Origin of the sequence: Moorella humiferrea (assembly GCF_039233145.1) — a bacterium.
Classification (GTDB): domain Bacteria; phylum Bacillota; class DSM-521; order Neomoorellales; family Neomoorellaceae; genus Neomoorella; species Neomoorella humiferrea.
In genome coordinates this window covers 2,483,877-2,504,173 of sequence record NZ_CP136419.1, presented here as the reverse complement: position 1 = coordinate 2,504,173, position 20,297 = coordinate 2,483,877, and the positions used below count along the sequence as shown (strand labels likewise).

Annotated in this window: 17 protein-coding genes; 14 read left to right on the top strand and 3 right to left on the bottom strand. The window is 57.5% G+C overall.

Features of this window, described 5'->3' with window-relative positions; genetic code table 11:
* The first annotated feature begins 52 nt into the window (after positions 1-52).
* The 6 genes from MHFGQ_RS12890 to fdhF all read left to right on the top strand — a co-directional run bounded on the left by MHFGQ_RS12890 (position 53) and on the right by fdhF (position 8,950).
* Positions 53-1,084, top strand: coding sequence for an alpha-hydroxy-acid oxidizing protein (locus MHFGQ_RS12890; protein ID WP_106004880.1), 1,032 nt, complete (start codon positions 53-55; stop codon positions 1,082-1,084).
* A 164-nt stretch (positions 1,085-1,248) separates the two neighbouring features.
* The gene (locus MHFGQ_RS12885) at positions 1,249-1,914 is read left to right on the top strand and encodes an IS607 family transposase (RefSeq protein WP_343105513.1); all 666 of its coding nucleotides are present in this window, start codon (positions 1,249-1,251) and stop codon (positions 1,912-1,914) included.
* A complete protein-coding gene (locus MHFGQ_RS12880) occupies positions 1,877-3,586 on the top strand; it encodes an IS200/IS605 family accessory protein TnpB-related protein (RefSeq protein ID WP_343105512.1) in 1,710 nt (569 codons plus the stop codon). Before MHFGQ_RS12885 ends, MHFGQ_RS12880 begins: the two co-directional genes overlap by 38 nt.
* Before the next feature lie 345 nt (positions 3,587-3,931).
* Positions 3,932-4,393: an NADH-quinone oxidoreductase subunit NuoE gene (gene nuoE / locus MHFGQ_RS12875; RefSeq protein ID WP_106005336.1), complete on the top strand. Its 462-nt coding sequence runs from the start codon at positions 3,932-3,934 to the stop codon at positions 4,391-4,393.
* A 50-nt stretch (positions 4,394-4,443) separates the two neighbouring features.
* Positions 4,444-6,219, top strand: a complete 1,776-nt coding sequence (nuoF, locus tag MHFGQ_RS12870) for an NADH-quinone oxidoreductase subunit NuoF (protein WP_106005478.1) — start codon at positions 4,444-4,446, stop codon at positions 6,217-6,219.
* A 34-nt stretch (positions 6,220-6,253) separates the two neighbouring features.
* Positions 6,254-8,950, top strand: coding sequence for a formate dehydrogenase subunit alpha (fdhF, locus tag MHFGQ_RS12865; RefSeq protein WP_106005337.1), 2,697 nt, complete (start codon positions 6,254-6,256; stop codon positions 8,948-8,950).
* A gap of 71 nt (positions 8,951-9,021) precedes the next feature.
* On the opposite strand, the gene MHFGQ_RS12860 is transcribed toward fdhF, so the two are convergent.
* The 3 genes from MHFGQ_RS12860 to MHFGQ_RS12850 form a co-directional block, all read right to left on the bottom strand.
* Positions 9,022-9,297 (bottom strand): type II toxin-antitoxin system RelE family toxin, encoded by a 276-nt coding sequence (locus MHFGQ_RS12860; RefSeq protein ID WP_106005338.1) that lies wholly within the window; start codon positions 9,295-9,297, stop codon positions 9,022-9,024.
* Entirely contained in the window at positions 9,269-9,520 is a 252-nt protein-coding gene (locus tag MHFGQ_RS12855) for a hypothetical protein (protein ID WP_106005339.1), read from the bottom strand. The genes MHFGQ_RS12860 and MHFGQ_RS12855 overlap by 29 nt, the downstream gene beginning before the upstream one ends.
* 113 nt (positions 9,521-9,633) lie before the next feature.
* Complete coding sequence (locus MHFGQ_RS12850; protein ID WP_106005340.1) at positions 9,634-11,556, bottom strand: sigma 54-interacting transcriptional regulator; 1,923 nt, start codon at positions 11,554-11,556, stop codon at positions 9,634-9,636.
* Positions 11,557-11,944: 388 nt separating this feature from the next.
* Here MHFGQ_RS12850 and MHFGQ_RS12845 point away from each other — a divergent pair, with 388 nt between their 5' ends.
* The 8 genes from MHFGQ_RS12845 to MHFGQ_RS12810 all read left to right on the top strand — a co-directional run bounded on the left by MHFGQ_RS12845 (position 11,945) and on the right by MHFGQ_RS12810 (position 20,240).
* Positions 11,945-12,235, top strand: a complete 291-nt coding sequence (locus MHFGQ_RS12845) for a 4Fe-4S binding protein (protein WP_211292886.1) — start codon at positions 11,945-11,947, stop codon at positions 12,233-12,235.
* 16 nt (positions 12,236-12,251) lie between these two features.
* Positions 12,252-13,412 (top strand): transketolase C-terminal domain-containing protein, encoded by a 1,161-nt coding sequence (locus MHFGQ_RS12840; protein ID WP_106005341.1) that lies wholly within the window; start codon positions 12,252-12,254, stop codon positions 13,410-13,412.
* A gap of 18 nt (positions 13,413-13,430) precedes the next feature.
* The gene (locus tag MHFGQ_RS12835; RefSeq protein WP_106005342.1) at positions 13,431-14,303 is read left to right on the top strand and encodes a thiamine pyrophosphate-dependent enzyme; all 873 of its coding nucleotides are present in this window, start codon (positions 13,431-13,433) and stop codon (positions 14,301-14,303) included.
* Positions 14,300-14,704, top strand: a complete 405-nt coding sequence (locus tag MHFGQ_RS12830) for a 2-oxoacid:acceptor oxidoreductase family protein (RefSeq protein WP_106005343.1) — start codon at positions 14,300-14,302, stop codon at positions 14,702-14,704. Before MHFGQ_RS12835 ends, MHFGQ_RS12830 begins: the two co-directional genes overlap by 4 nt.
* Before the next feature lie 28 nt (positions 14,705-14,732).
* On the top strand, positions 14,733-15,917 hold the full coding sequence (locus MHFGQ_RS12825; RefSeq protein ID WP_106005344.1) for an aconitase family protein: 1,185 nt from the start codon (positions 14,733-14,735) through the stop codon (positions 15,915-15,917).
* Between the two features lie 120 nt (positions 15,918-16,037).
* A complete protein-coding gene (locus tag MHFGQ_RS12820; protein WP_106005345.1) occupies positions 16,038-17,306 on the top strand; it encodes an SLC13 family permease in 1,269 nt (422 codons plus the stop codon).
* A gap of 256 nt (positions 17,307-17,562) precedes the next feature.
* Complete coding sequence (locus MHFGQ_RS12815; RefSeq protein ID WP_106005346.1) at positions 17,563-18,975, top strand: FAD-binding oxidoreductase; 1,413 nt, start codon at positions 17,563-17,565, stop codon at positions 18,973-18,975.
* Positions 18,976-18,983: 8 nt separating this feature from the next.
* Complete coding sequence (locus MHFGQ_RS12810; protein WP_343105560.1) at positions 18,984-20,240, top strand: (Fe-S)-binding protein; 1,257 nt, start codon at positions 18,984-18,986, stop codon at positions 20,238-20,240.
* Positions 20,241-20,297 lie beyond the last annotated feature (57 nt).

The following is a 20,297-nucleotide window of genomic DNA, read 5'->3' as shown; positions in this document are numbered from 1 at the left end:
CTGTCTGTGATGGCCCTATATGATGGTATTTCCCGGAAAGGAGAAGCGGCTTATGCAGCCAAGTCTTGCGTCTATTCGTGAACGGGCCAGGGTGCTTCTCGACGGCATCTGCCGCGTCTGCCCGGTGTGCGACGGGTGGCGCTGTCCCTCGGGCGTGCCGGGCATGGGCGGCATCGGCACCGGAGCGGCTTTTCGCAACAACATTGCCGCCCTGGCGGCCTGGCAGGTCAACATGCGCGTTCTCCACGACCATAAGGATCAGGACTTGAGTTTAAGGCTCTTCGGCAAGAGGCTTGCCTTTCCCATCCTGGGGGCGGCCGTGGCCGGGGCCAGGGTCAATTTTCAGGGCCGCGTGAGCGAGGAGGAGCTGGCCCGGGCCTTCGTCCTGGGGGCAGTTGAAGCCGGAAGCCTGGCATTTACCGGCGACGGCCCCCTGCCGGAGCTCATGGACGCCGGGCTTAAAGCTATCAAGGCCGTCGGGGGGCGGGGGATTCCGGTCATCAAACCGTGGGAAGACATGGAAATAATGGCCCTCATCCGCCGCGCCGAGGACGCCGGTGCCGTAGCCGTGGGGATCGACGTTGACGCCGCCGGTCTGGTGAACATGACCCGCGCCGGCCAGCTGGTGGAACCCAAGACGGTGGAGCAGATTGCTAAGATAGCGGGTGCTACTTCCCTGCCCCTGATCCTAAAGGGCGTCATGACGGTGGCCGATGCCGAGGCCGCGGTGGAGGGCGGGGCGACGGCCATCGTCGTTTCCAACCATGGCGGCCGCGCCCTGGATCACACTCCGGGGACGGCGGCGGTGCTGCCGGAGATCGCCGCGGCGGTGGGCGATAAAATAATCGTCCTCGCCGACGGTGGGGTGCGCTCGGGCGTAGACGTTTTGAAAATGCTGGCCCTGGGTGCCCGGGCGGTCCTGGTTGGCCGGCCCCTGGCCGTGGCCGCCATTGGCGGCGGTGCCGTGGGCGTGCGGTTGCAGCTTGAAGCCCTGGCCGACGATTTGGCCGTAGCCATGCGCCTCACCGGTTGCGGCGATCTAAATGATGTTTCAAAGGGGCTGCTGCGCCCCATCCATAATTAAATATACAAAATAGTAAAATTTAGAGCAAAGAATTAACTCACTATTACCCAGAATTAATGTTATAATAACAATAAATTGCGATAACAACGTTAAGGAGGTATGTAGCAGTTACCAACAGATTAATAAATAATAACAAAACATAACAAAAAGCTTACCATAAAGTTATGGAACTATTAACCATCAGCAAAGCGGCAAAGAAACTGGGCGTCCATCCTAACAGCCTGCGCAACTGGGAAAAGCGGGGCTTAATCAAGCCCGTGCGTTTTCCTGGAGGCCAGCGCCGGTACTCCATGGATGAACTCAATAAGCTTCTACAGTCCGGCCAATTGACTGGCGAACGCGAGGCAGTCGTGCTGTACGCCCGGGTGTCCACCAAAAAGCAGGCCGACGCCGGCAACCTGGAGCGGCAGATGGAACGGCTGCGCCAGTATGCTGGAGAACACGGGTTTACCATCAGGGCGGAATTTGCGGACGTGGCTAGCGGCTTGAACCAGAAGCGCCGTGGCCTGGCCAACGTACTCAAGTTAGCCGAGCAGGGTGAGTATAAGAAACTTATTATCGAGTACCCCGACCGACTGGCCCGTTTCGGATATTCGTACATTGAGCGTCATTTAAAATATTGCGGCGTAGAAATAATCGCCATAGCGGAAAAAGAGCCGGAAGACGCTCAAAGCGAATTGGTGAAAGATTTGCTGGCCATAGTCACGTCATTTTCTGCCCGGTTATACGGGGCCAGGGGCGGCAAAAAAGTGAGGCAGGGGTTTCGGGAACTAATCGCGGGAGTGGAGCTGGATGAAGAAACAGCGAAAGAACAAAAAGAGAATGAGTGAACTTAACGGCGGTCTTAAGTATACCATCTGCGGCGAGTGGTTTCCGGAAGCTTACCCCGCTTACCGGTCCAAGAAATGGGGCCGGGGGGATGAAGACCCGCTGGATACTGAGATGCGGCTTTTCTGCGCCTGCGAGCGCTGGGCCTTCAACCGGCTTATGGAAGGCCGTTCCCGGGAAGAACTCAAACAAGAAGGCCAGCGGGTATTCGGCTTAAACTCCCGCTATTGTGACGACGCCATACTGAAAGCGAGGGCTGTCATAGAATCGCAAAAGGAACTCCTAGCGTTAGAAATCGAGGAAACAGAAACCAAACTGAGCCGGGCCAAAAAGAAACTCCGCTGGGCTGCAAAGGTCCTGGACAAAGCGATCAAGGCCAAAGACCCGGCAAAAATCGAGAAAACCAAACGTATTCTCCACGGCCGCAAAGCCCGGGTCAAAAAGCTTGCCGCCAAACTGGCCGAACTCCAGAAACATGAAGCCAACGGCACTATCCCCAAGGTAGTATTCGGGGGACGGGCCTTATGGCGGCAGATCTGCCGGGGCAAGGCCGGCCGGGAAGAATGGCGCCACACCCGGCAGAACCGGTTATACGCCCGGGGCGACGAAACAAAAGGCGGCAACCCCAACATGAAGGTGGCTTACCAGGAGGGGAGATTTACCCTGGCAGTCACTATTTCCCATTTATCCGAGCAAAAAGGTACTGACAGCAAAGGAAGGCCCATAATGACCAGGGCACCGCGGGTGGAAGGAGAGCTCTGGCTGCCGGAAAAACACCGGCTCAAGGTGTGGGGGTTGCTTCTTTCCGGCGCACCCTATAACGTTGAATTGATTAGATGCCGGGACGACCGGTACAGGGTTCATATCGTCTTCACCATGACGGCGCCTGAATTGGTGACCGACCCCAACCGCGGCTACCTTGGGATAGACACCAACCCAGATGGGGTAGCTCTGGCTAACGTTAATTATTTTGGCCAGCCCGAGCCCTGGCCGGAAGGCTTTACTGTTCCTTATCCCAAAGCCTTGCACAAGTTTGCCGGAGAGTTTCAGACGATAGTACACCCGAACGGTTTCCTTTACCTCAAGATACCGGAACTGGCTTACAGCCGCAGTTTTAGACGTACTTACCTCATCGGCGTTCTGGCCCAGGTAGTGGTGAACATCGCCAGAGTTTTAGGCAAATCTATCGCTATAGAAGACCTGGGCTTCGGCAAAGACCGGCTGGACACCGATAAAAAGTTCAACCGCATGGCGGCCAATTTTCCTTACCGGAAGATAACCGAAGCTATTATCCGTAAAGCCTACAAAGAAGGCGTCGGCGTAAAGCCGGTCCGGCCAGCTCACACTTCCACCATCGGCTATTGGAAATACATGGAGCGGTACGGGGTAACTATCCACCATGCCGCCGCATTGGCAATCGCCCGCCGGGCAATAGGTTTTAAAGAACACATCACCAAAGAGTTAAAACAAAAAATCCAAGCCATTAAAGAAAAGCTGAACCAAAAGGCGAATTCCTTACCTGGGGAAGGAAAAGGGATGACCCGAAAGGTGAAGCAGCAAATCATGCGGCTGGGCGAAAAGGTTTCCGTTCATAACGGCTTAGACCGCTATAAACAGGAATCCTTTTATTCTGTCTGGCACGACTTGAAGCAGCTCGCTTTATCAAGTAGGTGACCCCGTTAGCCGGTATCGGACAAACCGGTAGGCCGCATCTAACAGATCGCGCGGAGGCGTCCGGCACCTGAAAGAATAAAGTGCTGGACCACTTGACGGTCAACGCAAGGCGAGAACTTTTATGGTTCTCCTTAAGGCCGCGCCTTGCGCCCGTGAAGTGCCGTTCTCCCGTCCGGGTGAGACTCCCGGGGCCGAGGTCTCCCTGTCGCGCAGCCTGCTCCCAGGGGCAGGCAAATCAAATCCGAAAGGAGCGAAAAGCCTGGTCATGGGGAGGCCGCCTAATAATGATTGGCACAATGTGTCAGTAATTGTTAGGTTTTTTGAACCAGGTCTAAACGGGTTGTGATGGATGGGAGCGCCAAGGCCGGGGCTCTGGAGGAGGTTCTGGCGCGCTATGCTGCTACAGAAGGCGCGCTGATCCCCATTCTCCAGGAGACCCAGGAGATTTACGGCTATTTGCCGGAGGAGGCCATGCGGGTGATCGCCCGGAGGTTGAAGATACCCTTCAGCCGGGTTTACGGGGTGGCGACTTTTTACACCCAGTTTCATTTAAAACCCCGCGGCCGCAACATCATCCGCGTCTGCCAGGGGACGGCCTGTCACGTCCGGGGCGGGGCCAAGCTTTTAGAAGCCATTTCTAAAACCCTGGGAATAGGTAAGAATGAAACTACTGCCGACGGCCGCTTTACCCTGGAAACGGTGGCCTGCTTGGGGTCCTGCGGCCTGGCTCCGGTGATGATGATCAATGAGGAAACCTACGGGAGGCTGACGCCGGAGCAGATCCCGGCCATCCTGGAAAGGTATTAGGGAGGGGTGAAGGAGGATTGCAGGAAGCCAGACCCGTTATTACCGTGGGAATGAGCACCTGCGGCCAGGCCGCCGGGGGCGCCAGGGTGATGGCGGCCTTGGAGGAGGAAATAAAGAGGCTGGGCCTCCAGGTGGATGTGGGGCAGACGAGTTGCATCGGCATGTGTTACGCTGAGCCCATTGTAGAAATAACCCTGCCGGGAAAGCCCCGGGTGTTTTATGGGGACGTTGCGCCGGAACGGGTGCCGCCCCTGATTTCCGGGCATGTGGTGCAGGGAGAACCAGTGAGGGAGTGGGCCCTCATCCAGATCCCCGGAGAAGCGTCACCTTATGACGGCATTCCGGTCATGGACGCCTCCCCTTACTACGGTCGCCAGGTGCGGGTGGTCACTTCTCGCCTTGGCCTGACCGATCCCGAGAGCCTGGACGGATACATTGCTACGGGAGGATATGAAGCCCTGCGGAAGGTTTTAGGCTCCATGACCCCGGAGGAGGTTATCGAGGAAATTAAGGTTTCGGGGCTGCGCGGCCGGGGCGGCGCTGGTTTCCCCACGGGGCTAAAATGGAGCTTCACCCGCCAGGCGGCAGGTGAAAAAAAATATGTAGTTTGCAACGCCGACGAAGGCGATCCGGGCGCCTTTATGGACCGCAGCGTCCTGGAAGGCGATCCCTTTTCCGTCATCGAGGGGATGACTATAGCCGCTTATGCCATAGGCGCCGATGAAGGTTACATTTACTGTCGCGCCGAGTATCCTTTAGCCCTTAAACGCTTGAAGGTGGCCATTGCCGCGGCCGAGGCCCGGGGCTTCCTCGGCCGCAACATTCTGGGTTCGGGCTTTAACTTCGAGTTGCATATCAAGGCCGGGGCTGGCGCCTTTGTGTGCGGCGAAGAGACGGCCTTGCTGGCTTCCATTGAGGGCCGGCGGGGCATGCCCAGGGTGCGCCCTCCCTTCCCGGCCCAACAGGGGCTCTGGGGCAGGCCAACCAACATTAATAATGTGGAGACCTATGCCAACGTGCCTTTTATTATCAAAAACGGCGGCGCCTGGTTTGCCGCCATGGGCACGGAAAAGAGCAAGGGCACCAAGGTTTTCTGCCTGACGGGCAAGGTCAAGAAGACCGGCCTCATCGAGGTACCCATGGGCATAACTTTACGGGAGATAATTTTTGATATTGCCGGCGGCATCCAGGACGACAAACGCTTCAAGGCCGTCCAGATCGGCGGTCCCTCCGGGGGCTGTCTGCCCGAGGACAAACTCGACCTGCCGGTGGATTACGATTCCCTCAACCAAGCGGGGGCCATTATGGGTTCCGGCGGCATGGTGGTCATGGACGAAAACACCTGCATGGTGGATGTGGCCCGCTTTTTCCTGAATTTTACCCAGGCGGAGTCCTGCGGCAAGTGCACCCCCTGTCGTGAGGGTACGAAAAGAATGCTGGAGATCCTTACCCGCATCTGCGAGGGAGAAGGTAAAATAGAAGATTTGGATACCTTGGAGAGATTGGCCCGGGTGGTGAAAAACACGGCCCTGTGCGGCCTGGGACAGACGTGTCCCAATCCCGTCCTCTCCACCCTCCAGTACTTCCGCCATGAGTACGAGGCCCACATTATAGAGAAACGCTGTCCGGCCCATGTCTGCCAGGCTCTGCTTATTTTTACCATTGATGCCGAAAAATGCACCGGCTGCGGTGCCTGTGCCCGGGTCTGCCCGGCGGGGGCCATTAGCGGCGAAAGAAAACAGCCGCATCATATCGATCCGGCCCTGTGCATCAAGTGCGGCAGTTGCTTGGAGAAATGCAAATTCGGGGCCATATCCAGGCAGTAGCCCTGTCGACATTTTTAGTTTTGGGGGGAAAGCAATGGCTGACGTCACCCTGACCATAGATGGTAAGAGGATTACCGTGCCGGCCGGGACGACGGTCCTCCAGGCCGCCCGGGACAACGGCATCTTTATTCCCACCCTCTGCCACGATGAGAGGCTTTCGCCCTGGGGAGGGTGCCGCCTCTGTGTGGTGGAAATTGAAGGTATGCGCGGCCTGCCGGCTTCCTGTGTGACCGCCGTCGCCGAGGGTATGGTGGTGCGCACGGACACGCCGGCAGTGATTGAGGCCCGCAAGATGATGCTGGAACTGTTGCTGGCAAACCATCCTGCCGACTGCCTCACCTGCAGCAAGAGCGGCGCCTGCAAGCTCCAGGATTACGCCTATTATTACGGTGTAAGGGGAGACGAATTCCGTGGGGAAAAGCACGACTACCCCCTGGAAGAAGACAACCCCTTCATCGTTCGCGATCTCAACAAATGCGTCCTCTGTGGCAAGTGCGTCCGCGTCTGTACGGAAATCCAGGTCAACGACGCCATTGATTTTGCCCATCGCGGCTTTAATACGAAGGTCACACCGGCCATGGACGCCACTTTAAAAACCTCGGAGGAATGCGTTTTCTGCGGCAACTGCGTTCAGGTGTGCCCGGTGGGGGCCCTGACGGAGAAGGCCTCATTATGGCGGGGGCGAGAGTGGGAGCTGACCAAGGTGCGGACCACCTGTACCTTCTGCGGTGTGGGTTGTAACCTGGAAGTGGCCGTGAAGGACGACCGCGTGGTGCGCGTCCGCGGCTATGATAATCCTTTGGTCAACAACGGCTGGCTCTGCGTCAAGGGCCGCTTCGGCACCGATTTTGTCGAAAGCCCAGACCGCATTACCCGACCCCTAATACGCGTCGGCGCGCGGGGTGAGGGGCGCTTCCGGGAAGCAACGTGGGACGAGGCCCTGGCGTTTACTGCCCAGAGGTTGACGGAGATCAAGGAGCAGTACGGCAGCCGGGCTATAGGCGCTTTGAGTTCGGCCCGGTGTACCAACGAAGAAAACTATTTGATGCAGAAGTTCATGCGGGCGGTGATCGGGAGCAACAACGTCGATCACTGCGCACGGACTTGACACGCCCCTACCGTGGCCGGTCTGGCCATAGCATTCGGTAGCGGCGCCATGACGAACTCCATCGCCGAAATCGAGCATAACGACGTCCTGCTGATTATCGGCTCCAACACCACGGAAGCCCACCCCGTTATCGGCCAGAAGATGAAGCAGGCCGCCCGGCGGGGGGCGAAGCTCATCGTCGTCGATCCACGTCGGATCGAACTGGTGGAGCACGCTTATCTCTGGTTGCCCATCAGGCCGGGGACCAACGTGGCTTTGATTAACGGCCTGATCCACGTTATCATTAAAGAAGGCCTTGTGGATAGGAAGTTTATCGAAGAGCGGACGGAAGGATTTGCCAACCTCGCCGCCGTTGTCGAGAACTACCCGCCGGAGCGCGTGGAGGAGATTACCGGGGTGCCGGCCGAGAAAATCCGCGCTGCGGCACGCCTCTACGCCACAACAGAGAGGGCGGGCATCTATTATACTTTGGGGATAACCGAGCATACCAGCGGTACCGACAACGTCATGAACCTGGCCAACCTGGCCATGATCACCGGGCATGTGGGCAAAGAGTTCAGCGGCGTCAACCCCTTGCGCGGCCAAAACAATGTCCAGGGGGCCTGCGACATGGGCGCCCTGCCCGACGTCTTCCCCGGTTATCAAAAGGTGGCCGACCCGACGGTGCGGGAACGTTTTGCCGCTGCCTGGAACTGCCAGTTGGACGCCGTGCCGGGCCTCCGCATCCCGGAGATGATCGATTTGGCCGCCGAAGGATATATCAAAGCCATGTACGTCATGGGCGAAGACCCGGCCCTGACGGACCCGGACATCACCCATGTGCGTAAAGCCCTGGCCAACCTGGAATTTCTGGTGGTGCAGGACCTCTTTATCTCCGAGACGGCGAAATTCGCCGACGTCGTCCTGCCAGGGGCGAGTTTTTTGGAGAAGGACGGCACCTTTACCAGTACCGAGCGCCGCGTGCAACGGGTGCGGCGGGCTCTGAAACCCAGGGGCGATTCCCGGCCCGACTGGCAGATCATCTGCGACCTAGCGACGCGGATGGGCTACCCCATGCACTACGATTCCCCGGAGCAGATCTTCGCCGAAATGGCCGGCCTTACCCCCAGCTACGCCGGCATGAGCTACGCCCGGCTGGAAGGGGACGGGCTGCAGTGGCCCTGCCCTGCTCCCGATCATCCGGGGACGAAGTTCCTCCACGCCGGTAGTTTCCCCCGGGGCAAGGGTCTTCTCCAGGGCATCGAGTATCGGCCGCCGGCGGAATTGACGGATGAAGATTATCCCATTTTGATGACCACTGGCCGGATGCTCTATCACTACGGCGTTACCACCCGCCATTCACCCTCTTTAGAAAGTTTCCGGCCGGAAGAGTACGCGGAAATCAACCCAGTCCAGGCGGCCAAACTGGGAGTGCAGACGGGGGATAAGGTAACGGTGGTTTCTCGTCGCGGCCGGTTAGTGACGAAAGTCAAAGTAACGGACCGGGTGCCGCCGGGGATCATGTTCATGACCTACCATTACAAAGAATCGCCGGTGAACATCCTGACCAACGCCGCCTTCGATCCTATAGCCAAGACGGCGGAATACAAGGTGACGGCGGTGCGGTTGGAGCCGGTCGGCTGATTATGCCGACAGGGGCGTTGGAGACAGGCGGACAAAAATAGGGGGATCATCAACCTGATGATCCCCCTATTTTAGTATTCAAAATCGCCTTTAGGTCCGAAGGCAAGTATATGGACCGCCCGCTCCTCGATATTAACTGTGAATTTAAGCCTGTAACCTCCGATTCTGCGCCGGTAATGTCCGGGTTTACCCTTAATAGTTTCAATGTCACCGGTAAAAGGATTAACAGACATGTCTTCCAGGATTGCAAGTATTCTCTCTTGCCATTTCCGGTTGAGTCTCTCGATGTACCTGGCGGGCTGTTTGGCGAGGATTATCTTAAATTTCGAGCCTTTTTCTGAGTTCATTGAGCGGTACTCCCTGGCCTGTTTCTATCTCCAGTTGCGACTTTTTAAATGTTTCTTCTTCTTCTTTAGTTGCCGGGGGACCCTCTGGAATAAAGTAAAGTTTACCATCTAGCTCTATCCACTCCCCGGGCGGGCCGGCTATTACCTTCTTCAGGAATTCGATTTTTTCTTGCGTAGTTAAAGATATGAATTCGTCGGCGAGTTTTTCTATGGCCAGCGACATGTCGGAGGCACCTCCTTGCATGTATTCCCTCAAGCTCTTCGTTTATCCGGTCCCTTATTCCTCATACTTCTCCCATGAATATTCTAAACTATTTATCTTGACCCGGTCAATGCTTACGCGCCTTTATTTTCTCCCTTCAACTTCCGCCAGAGGGTGGTGCGACTGACGCCCAGGCGGCGGGCGGCTTCAGCTTTATTTCCCCCCGTTTCGGCCAGGACCCGCAAAATCAAGCTGCGCTCCAGGATGTTGACCTGGCCGGCGAGGTCAGTGCCCAATCCTTTCCCGTCGCCGCCGGAACTTAAATTTTCAACTTCCGGGGCGGATTCCAGCCCCAGGGCCCGGCGCACGTCGATGGCGCTGACGGTCTTTTCCCGGCAGCGCAGGGCCAGGCGCTCCATGCAGTTGCGCAGTTCCCGGATATTTCCCGGCCACCGGTACTGGAGGAGCTCCCTGGTCGCCTCCGGCGAGAGTTTGACCACCGGCCGCTGCAACTGGCGGCAGAATTCCTGCAGGAAATGCTCGGCCAGGAGCAGGACGTCGGAACCGCGGTTGCGCAAGGGTGGAATTTCCAGGTTCAAGACGTTGATGCGGTAGTAGAGGTCTTCCCGGAAGGCCTGCTCCTTGACCATCTGGGCGAGGTTGCGGTGGGTGGCCGCAATTACCCTCACGTTGACGGGGATGATGCGGTCGTCCCCCAGGCGCATGATCTCGCCCTCTTCCAGAACTCTGAGGACACGGGCCTGGAGGCGGGGAGACATTTCGCCGATTTCATCGAGAAAAATCGTCCCCTCGTGGGCCAGCTCGAAAAGGCCGGGCTTGCCCCCTTTACGGGCGCCGGTAAAGGCCCCTTCGGCGTAACCGAAGAGCTCGCTTTCCAGGAGGTTTTCCGGCAGGGCGGCGCAGTTGACGGCGACAAAGGGGCCGTCGCGGCGGGGACCGGCCAGGTGGATGGCATGGGCGAACATTTCCTTGCCCGAACCTGTTTCACCGTAGATGAGGACCGTCGACTGCACGGCGGCGTATTCCCGGGCCAGGCGTACGGCTTCCTTTAATTCCGGGCTTTCACCGAGGATGTCGTTAAAGGAATACTTTGCCACATGGCCGCGACCGGCCAAACGACGCCGGACCTTGTGTTCCAGGCTCTGCAGGCTTGAGATATTCTGGAATGTGGTTACCACGCCGACTACGCGGTCGTCGACGATAATAGGCACCCGGTTGGCCACGACCCGCGTGCTGCCTATTTCCAGGAGCTCGCCGAGCTCCGGTTTTCCCGTTTTTAAAAGGATGTGGCACTGGGCCGCGGGGATGACCTCGGTTACCGGCCGGCCGATGGCGTCTTCAGCCCGCCAGCCGGACAGTTTTTCCGCTACGGGATTGAAGACGGTGATGCGTCCTTCTTCATCCAGGGCAATTATTCCGTCGTAGGCAAAATCAAGGATAGCTTTAAGCTGCTCGGCCCGGCGCTTTTCCTGGCGGCGGACCTGGAGGACCCTTTCGGCCTCTTTCAAGGCTTGAATGACCGCTTCCTTGCCGGAGGTGATAATTACGCTGTTTAAACCGAAGTTGCGGGCCTCGCGGGCCATGGCTATTTTGCCGATGACGACCTCGGCACCGGCTTCTTTAAGGGCCATAATGCCCCGTCTGATGTCGTCCTGCTGATCTTTTAAAGTGTATTTGATAAATGTTTCCCCCAGAATAGCCTCCAGGCTCTCCAGGCCCTGGATGACGTCGGGAACGTCGGCGATACCGATGGGTCCGCCGAACTGCTTGGCCTGGTAGTAGGCCCGCAGGATGTCATAGCCGCCGATGGGCACGTCCACCACCGGCAGATCTACGGCCTGCTGGATCAGCCAGGCCGTGACCCCGCGGCTGACGATGACCTGACAGCCGTTTTTTTTGGCCAGGGTGCGGGCCAGTTCGGCCCCATCCTGGACCCTGGCGACGTAGACGTCTACTTCCAGCCCGAGTTCATGGCTTACCTGGCGGGCGATGTGGGCCAAATCTTCATAGGGTGCGATAAAGGCGATGTCGGCCATGGAAAGCCCCTCCCTATAATGTTACAAAAAAGCAACGCAGAGACGTTCCATATTATATTCGACGATGAAACTTAATATTCCTGTCGATATGTTAAAAAAAGATATGGGATACGGCATATATTAGAAAAACGTTTTACCCCATAGAAGGAAATGGGTTAAAAAACATCTGCAACACAATTAAACGTTTACAACATATCAGAAAGTAACATAAATGAAACACCATGACAAAGGGTCTTCCTTTAACGAGAACCTGCCTATTTGCCGGTAGGCCTGTAACGGTAAGGGCTACGGGTTCTGCAAAAATTTTATTTTAAATTTTGTATGGTCTGGCATGAAATTTGCAATGTTTAATTAATGTCTGTTGCTCTGAGGGAGGAGGCGATTGGAAGTGGCAGCAAAAGAATTACCGGTTGTCCCATCGGCCCGGCCGGGGACCATGGCGGCGGCGGATATGTCCCGTTTGCGCGAACAGCGGCCCGTGATCGACATGGGGAAATGCAACCTCTGCCGCGAGTGCCTGCTGTACTGCCCGGACGCGGCACTGAGGGAAGATAAAAATGAAATAAAAGTATATTTGCAGTTTTGCAAAGGCTGCGGCATCTGCGCCCTGGAGTGCCCCACCCAGGCCATAACCATGGTGGGAGAGTATGCCGGCAACAGGGGTTTTATCGACAAGTAAACAGGGAGTGAAGAAGATGCGCCTTTTACTGAACGGCAACGAAGCGGCCGCCCATGCCGCCCGCCTGGCCAGGGTGGAAGTACTGGCTTCCTACCCCATTACCCCGGCGGCGCCGGTCATGGAGAAGATAACCCAGTTCATAGCCGAAGGCACCATGCGCTGCAATTTTGTGCGGGTTGAATCCGACCACAGCGCTATGGCCGCGGCCCTGGGGGCGACCATGGCCGGAGCCAGATCGTTTCTCATCACCAATTCCCAGGGCCTAGCCTATATGAGCGAGGTGCTCTATCATACCTCTGGCCTACGGCAGCCGGTGGTCATGGCCGTCGTCAACCGGGCCCTGGCGGCTCCCCACAGCCGTTTTCCCGAGCACGGCGACGTTGTGGCCCAGGAAACCAGCGGCTGGATCCAGATCTTCTGCGAAAACAACCAGGAGGTTTTGGACAGCATCATCCAGGCCTTCCGTTTGGGGGAAGACGAACAGGTACGCCTTCCTGTTATGGTTAACTATGAAGGCTACATCCAATCCCACACCCGGGAAACCGTAGATATGCCGGAACAAGAAAAAATCGACGCCTTCCTGCCCCTGGTGCGGCGTCCGGTATTGGACGTCGACAATCCCCTGGCGGTAAATACCGTGACGGGACCGGAGCTTTATATGGACTATAAATACCACCAGGATGCCGCTCTGCAGCGGGCGGGAACGCTGCTTGGAGAAATCAGCGAGGCCTATGGCGCTGTGACAGGCCGCAACTGGGGCGGTGCCGTGACGGGCTACCGGCTGGAGGATGCCGAAGTCGTCCTGGTGACCATGGGTTCCCTGGTCAGCACGGCCAGGATTGCCGTCGACGCCCTCCGGGCCGCAGGAGAAAAGGCGGGGCTGTTGAAAATTCGCCTCTTCCGGCCCTTCCCGGCGGAGGCGGTGCGGGAGATGTTAAAACCCGCCCGGGCGGTAGTGGCCCTGGACAAAAATATCGTTTACGGCGCCGGGGGTGCCCTGGGCCGGGAACTGCGGGCCGCTCTCTATGGATTTACGAACGTCCCGGTTTACAGCTATATCCTCGGCCTCGGCGGGCGGGATGTAGGTGTGGAAGATTTAACTGCCATTTACCGGCAGGTAAACGAAGGTCTTGCCGCCGGAAAGTTTCCGGCGCTCTATCAATGGTACGGCCTGTAGGGCCGGAGGTGAGAAGATATGGAAGTTTACAAGACATTGGCCGAAATACCGCAAGACGAGCTTTTTACCGGGGGCCACGGCGGCTGCCGTGGATGTGGGGCGGCCTTGGCCGTGCGCCAGGCCATGAAGGCTTTGGGGCCCCGGACTATCATCAACATCCCCGCCTCATGTATGGCGACCATCGGCGGCTCGGGTTTGACCACCGCCTGGATGGTTCCCTTCTATCATTCCCTTTTCGAGTGCGCCCCGGCCGTCGCTTCCGGCATCAGGGCGGCCCTGGACATTCAGGGCATTAAAGACGTAAACGTGGTGTCCTGGGCTGGCGATGCCGGCACGGCCGACATCGGTTTTCAAGCTTTGACTGGGGCGGCCGAGCGCCAGGAAAACATTATCCACGTCTGTTACGACAATGAAACCTATATGAATACCGGCGGTCAGGCCGGCAGCGTCACCCCCTATCAGGCCGTCACCCCGGACACGCCAACCGGCAAGCCGACGCCGCGCAAAGATATGCTGGCCATCATGGCCGCCCATCGTCCCGCCTATTTGGCGACGGCTTCAGTTGCCTATCCCCTGGATTTGATCCAGAAGTTCCAGAAGGCCAAGGCCATCCAGGGGTTCCGCTATATCCACATCCTGGCACCCTGTTTCAGGGGCTGGGGCATTCGCGAAGACCAGACGGTGCAGCTGGCCCGTATGGCCGTGGAGTGCGGCCTGTGGCAGCTTTATGAAGAAGTCGACGGTCGGCGCCGCGTAACGGTGATCCCTGAGCGGCGCATCCCGGTGCGGGAATATCTTAAACTTCAGGGACGCTTTAAAAATATAGACGAAGCTACCGTCGCGGCCCTGCAGGCCGAGGCCGACCGCCGCTTCCGGGAGGTGCAGTCATGATCGAGATTCGCTTCCACGGCCGTTACGGCCAGCCAGTGGCCGCCATTGCCGGCAAGTTGGCCCAAGCCGCCCTGGCGGCGGGAAAATACGTTCAGGTATTCGAAAACTTCGGGGCCTACCGGCCCGGGGCCGCGATGCATGCAGTGGTACGCATCGACGATGAGTTCATTCGGGAGCGCTCGGCTAATGCCACCCAGCCCGACGTCGCGGTGGTTCTGGACAACAGCGTAGCAGCAGTCGTGGATGTTACGAAGGGCCTGAAGAAGGGCGGCACGATAATCGCCGCCGCCTCGCCAGACGATCTGGGGATAAAAGCCGACGATTTTAAATTTATCCCCATTGCAGCCGGGGGAGATAAATTAGAGGCCCTCTTGGCAGCACTAGAGGAACTCTGGAAATAAAAGACGAATTTAGGAGGCCGGGCGTACCGTGGATTACTTGTATAAGACCCTGGCGGCCGCCGCCGGGCGCGGACGGGTAGAGCCGGGCGAGGAGATAAACGTAAACGTCGACCTCATCCTGGGCCATGACGGCACCGCCGGCAAGGTACTGGCCGCCTGGCCTGGGGAGGCCAGGGTGGCTTCTCCGGAACGGGTGGTGTTTACCCTGGACCATGCCCTGCCGGCGCCATCAATCGCCGCGCGTAGCCTCCATCGGGAGATGGCGGCCTTTGCCCGTACCCATGGCGTCCATCTCTTTGCTTCAGGGGAAGGGGTGTTACACCAGGTGGTGGCCGAGAACTTCAATCCCCGGCCCGGAATGGTCATCGCCGGCGCCGACGGTCATGTGGCCACCGCCGGCGCCTTCGGCGCCGTAGCCTTTTCCCTGAAGCCGGAAGAGCTGGTGGGCGTAATGCTTACCTCCCGGCTTACCCTCAAGGCACCGGCGACGTACGGCGTCCAGGTAATAGGGAAAATGCCGCCGGGAGTAGGGGGGCGCGACCTCGCCCTGGCCGTAATCGGACGCCTTGATAAGGAAAAGGTAAAGGGGAAAGCCTTGATCTTCTGGGGAGCGGGATTGGCGGAATTAAACCGCGCCGAACGCATGGCCCTGTGCAATATGGTCGGTGAAACCGGGGCGATGACGGGTTTGATCCTACCGCCGGAAGAGGCACCGCCGGAAGGAGGGCCGGAACTGGAGGTGGTCCTCGACGAGCTGGAGCCCATGGCGGCCTGTCCTCCCTCCCCCTTTAACGTCAAACCCTTAAAGGAATTGGAAGGGCTGCCTATTACCCAGGCCGTAGTCGGCGGCTGCTCTAGCGGCAGGTTGGAAGACATGCGTGCCCTTTTGTCCGGCCTTGGCGGCAGGCGGGTGCACCCCGGCGTGACTTTGCTGGTGACTCCCGCTTCGCGACAGGTTTTGCATCTTATGGAGGAGGAAGGGCTTACCCGGGAGCTCCGCCGTTTGGGAGCCCTCATCCTCCCGCCGGGATGCGGTCCCTGTCCGGGGACCCACCTGGGACTGGCAGCGCCGGGGGATCGGGTCCTGGCGGCCTCGGTGCGCAACGTACCGGGCCGTATGGGTGCGGAAGAAAGCGAGATTTACCTGGCCGCGCCGCGGGCCGTAGGGGCCGCTGCGGCCGCCGGCGCCATAGCGGCGGCCGTAGAGTTTTGACCAAAAAGTGGCCTGCGGGAGGTGGTAGGGTAAGGCGTAGCATAAGGCGAAATTATATGAAAAGGGCAGAAAAGTAAGCTGGAACCCAATATTTTAACAGTTGAGGAGGGAATGTTTCGGATGTCCGTACCGGTAATTTCTCTTTTGGCACTAATCTTCATCATTGTAATTAGCTGTATTATGCCCCTTAACATCGGCGCTATGTCCCTGGGTCTGGCCCTGGTGGTGGGGCACTATATCGGCGGTTTAAAGGTCGCCGATATTCTGAAGAGTTATCCGACCAATATCTTAATTATGCTGGCCGGTACCACCTATTTATTTGCCCTGGCCCAGGTTAACGGCACACTTGATAAAATTGTAAAATATACGTTAAAAGGCGTTAAAGGAAATGCTGCCATTCTTCCCATAGTTTTCTTCTTTCTGGCTTTCGCCCTGTCGTCCATGGGCCCCGGTCAGATCACGATAGCCGCTTTGATGGCGCCTATGGCCATGCTCCTTGCCGAGAGGGCCGGCATCAATCCTCTCCTCATGGCCATCGTAGTCGGTAACGGCGGTCAGGCGGGGGCCATGTCGCCCATCGCCCCGGCTGGCGTCGTCGCCGCCGGTTTGACCCAGAAGATGGGGCTGACGGGTGTCAGCGGCATCCTGTGGATGAACCAGCTCCTCGGTCACCTCATCGTTTCAATTTTTGCCTATATAATTTACGGCGGCCTCAAGCTGTGGCGTAACAAAGGGGCGGGCGAACAGCAGGGTACCATTGAATTGGATGTCGAGCCCTTTAACCGCAACCAGCTCATTACCCTCGTGGCCATCCTGGTGTTCATTATCGGCGCCCTCTTCTTCAAAATGGACGTCGGCTTGGGCGGTTTCTTGATCGGTACCATCCTGGCCTTGTTTAAAATCGCCGATGAAGGCAAGGCCATCAAGCAGATGCCCTGGGGTACTATCCTGTTTGTCACCGGCGTCACCGTCCTGGTGGATCTCATGAGCAAGATCGGCGGCATGGACCTTTTCGCCAGCATAATCGCCCAGGTTTCCACCCCCTTCACCCTGACCCTGGTAACCGGTTTCCTGGCGGCAATAATTTCGGCCTATGCCAGCACCCTGGGAGTTATTCTGCCGGCCTTCATCCCCATGGCTCCCATGCTCATCGAAAAGGTAGGTGCGCCGCCGACGGATTTGATCCCCCTTCTTTCCACCATTGTCGTCTGCGGTTTCTTGACGGACCTGAGTCCCCTTTCCACCACCGGCGCCATCTTCTACGCCAATGCCGGCGAGAAGACCAACAAACAGAAACTGTTCCGGGATATGTTGATCTGGGGTATATCCATGTCGGTGGTAGGGGCTGTGGTCAGCTGGCTGGCCTTTACTGTCCTGCGCCTTCCCTAAAAATAGAGATAATAAATCGAGTGTTAAATACCTCGGGACTGCCTGCCGTACAAGGCGGGCAGTTGCTATTTTTGGACGCCCGCGCGTAACATTATAATTGCAATAATGAAACATAGATGGGAAAAGAAGACGACGTATATAGCAGGACAAATAAAGCATAAGGCTGTTTACAGGTTTTGGGTACAGACGTTTTTGACGTGGCATAATTTTTGCAAATTATTCTTAGGGGCAATATTTTTAGGATGGAGGGAATGCGATGCTGGCACAAGAATTGCTAAAAAAGATCCAAGATGTCGTCGGCCCCGAAAATTGCTTAAGGGATGAGGCCGACCGTTTTTGCTATGCCTTCGATTCTTCCCTTTTATCCCAGATCAACAACTGGGTACCAGATTTAGTTGTAAGGGTAAAAACGACGGAACAGGTGGCCACCATCCTCAAGCTGGCCAATGAATACCGGGTGCCGGTGGTGCCCAGGGGCGCGGGGACGGGCCAGTGTTGCGGTTCTGTGGCCTGGCGCGGCGGCATAACTTTAGATCTCAGCGGCATGAACCAGATTTTATCTTTTGATCTGGAAAACCTGCAGGTGGTCGTCCAGCCGGGCATTGTCCATGCCGAGTTGAATAAAGCCCTGGCTCCCCACGGCTTTTTCTTCCCCCCCGATCCCGGGAGCACCAAGATGTGCACCCTTGGAGGGATGGTGGCCTTTAATTCCAGCGGGCAGCGCTCAGTTAAATACGGTACGACCAAACAATACATCCTTGGGCTGGAGGTAGTTTTGCCCACCGGTGAGGTTATCACGACGGGCGGCGCCAAGTCGCGGGCGTTGAAGTCGGTGGCCGGCTATGATTTGACGGGTTTGTTTGTAGGGTCCGAGGGTACCCTTGGCGTGGTGACGAGGATCCGCCTGAAAGTGTTGCCCATACCCGAAAAACGCGGTCTGGTGGTAGCCTTTTTTGACGAGCTGGAGGCTTCAGGTAAGGCCGTCGTCCAGATTTTCCGCGGCAGGCTGCTGCCGTCGGCCATTGAGATCATGGACCGAACGGCCATGAAGGCGGCAGGCATGTATAAACCCGATCTAAACCTGCCCGACGCCGAGGCCATGCTCCTCTTTGAAGTCGACGGATCGCCGGTGGATGTAACCTACCAGGCCCAAAAAATTGCCGAGATATGCCGGCAGTTTACCCAGAGGGTGGAGTGGACCGACGATCCCAAGCGTTTGGGGGAACTATGGGCCGCCCGCGGGGTGGTGGGCGCCGCCGCCGGCAGGGTGAAGGAGGGAGCCACCCGGGTATATATCGGTGAGGACATCTGCGTGCCCGTTGTCATGGTACCGCAGGCTTTAAAGAAAATTCAGGAGCTGAGTGTAAAATATAACATCCCCATCGTCACCTACGGCCACATCGGCGACGGTAACCTCCATGCCGCTCCCGTTATTAACACCTATGACCAGGAAGAAATTGAAAAGGTAAAAAAGTTAGGGGATGAAATCCACCGCATGGCCCTGGCAATGGAGGGGACGACGACGGGAGAACACGGCGTGGGCCTGACACGGGCCCAGTATATGGAAGAAGAGCTGGGCCTTTCCCTTGACGTAATGCGGCGCATCAAGAAGCTCCTCGACCCCAACAACATCCTGAATCCAGGGAAAATGGCCCTGGAGGGGGAATGATGGGGGTGATGGCGGTGGATAAAAACGACCTCAACAATCTGCCGCGGCTGCTTTTGCCCTGCGTGCGCTGCGGTCAGTGCCGCTCGGTTTGTCCGGTGTTTTTGGCCAAAGGCGTAGAAAGCGATTCTCCCCGGGGGCGGATGACCCTGGTCCGGGCCCTGCTGGAAGGGAAATTAAAGCCGAGCGACCTTTTAAATGAAAAACTGCAGCAGTGTCTGCTCTGCCGGACCTGCGTCATGGAATGCCCCAGCGGGGTTCATGTAGACCGCGTGATCATTGCCGCCCGGGAAAAGCTGGCAGAGAAAAAGGGTATTCCCCTGAAGAAAAAGGTGATTACCAGGTGGCTTCTACCCAACCTCAACCGGCTGGCGGCCTTCATGCCGGCGGCGGCCTTACTGGAGGGCATAGTTGCCGTCCGGGTAAGCGGCGGCTATTACCGGCCGCGCCTGAATTTACCCTTGGTCGGCAAACGTCTGCTGCCGTCCGTAGGGGGCAAAAGGCCGGAGTTCTTAACGTCTTCAACGGGTGGGAGCTTCTCCGCGTCATCTGCCGGGCGGAGGGTCGTCTTTTTTACCGGCTGCATGACGAATATGGCTTACCCCCGGGTGGCCGGAGCCGTGGTAGAGGTCCTGCGGCGCCATGGCGTTGAAGTGGTAATACCGAAAGAACTGGTCTGCTGCGGCCTGCCGATGCTTGCCGCCGGCGACAGGGAAAGTTTTTTGCGGGTTCGGGAAGAGAATATCAAAGTCTTTAAAAAATATCCCGGACTGGCGATAATCACCGCCTGCGCCAGCTGCGGTTCCACCTTGAAGGAATATTACGCCGGGGGTATTGAGGGCAAAGTTTACGATTTTACCGAGTTTCTCCTGGGGGAAGTCGATTTTCAACCGCCCAGGGGGGTGGTGGAGAGGAAAATCACCTACCACGACCCCTGCCACTTGCGCAAAGCCCAGCAAATCAAGGAGCAGCCCCGCCGCCTGTTAAAGAGCATACCAGGCGTGCAATATCAGGAAGTGAAAGAACCCGACCGCTGCTGCGGTTTTGGCGGAACCTTCAGCCTGAGCTTTCCCGACCTGTCCCAGGAAATCGGGATTACCAAGGTTCAGGCATTGATGGACACCGGCGCCGATACGGTGGTAACGGCTTGCCCGGGATGCATGCTGCAACTGGCCGACGGTTTATACAATCGGCAGAGCGCGGCTGCAGTCATGCATGTGGCGGAAGTGCTGGCCGCCGCTTACCGGGCGGAAGAGAGACAAAATTAGAAAGGATTTTCCTTGACGCCCCGCGAAGGGTCTGGTAGAATTATAATGTTGTTCTGG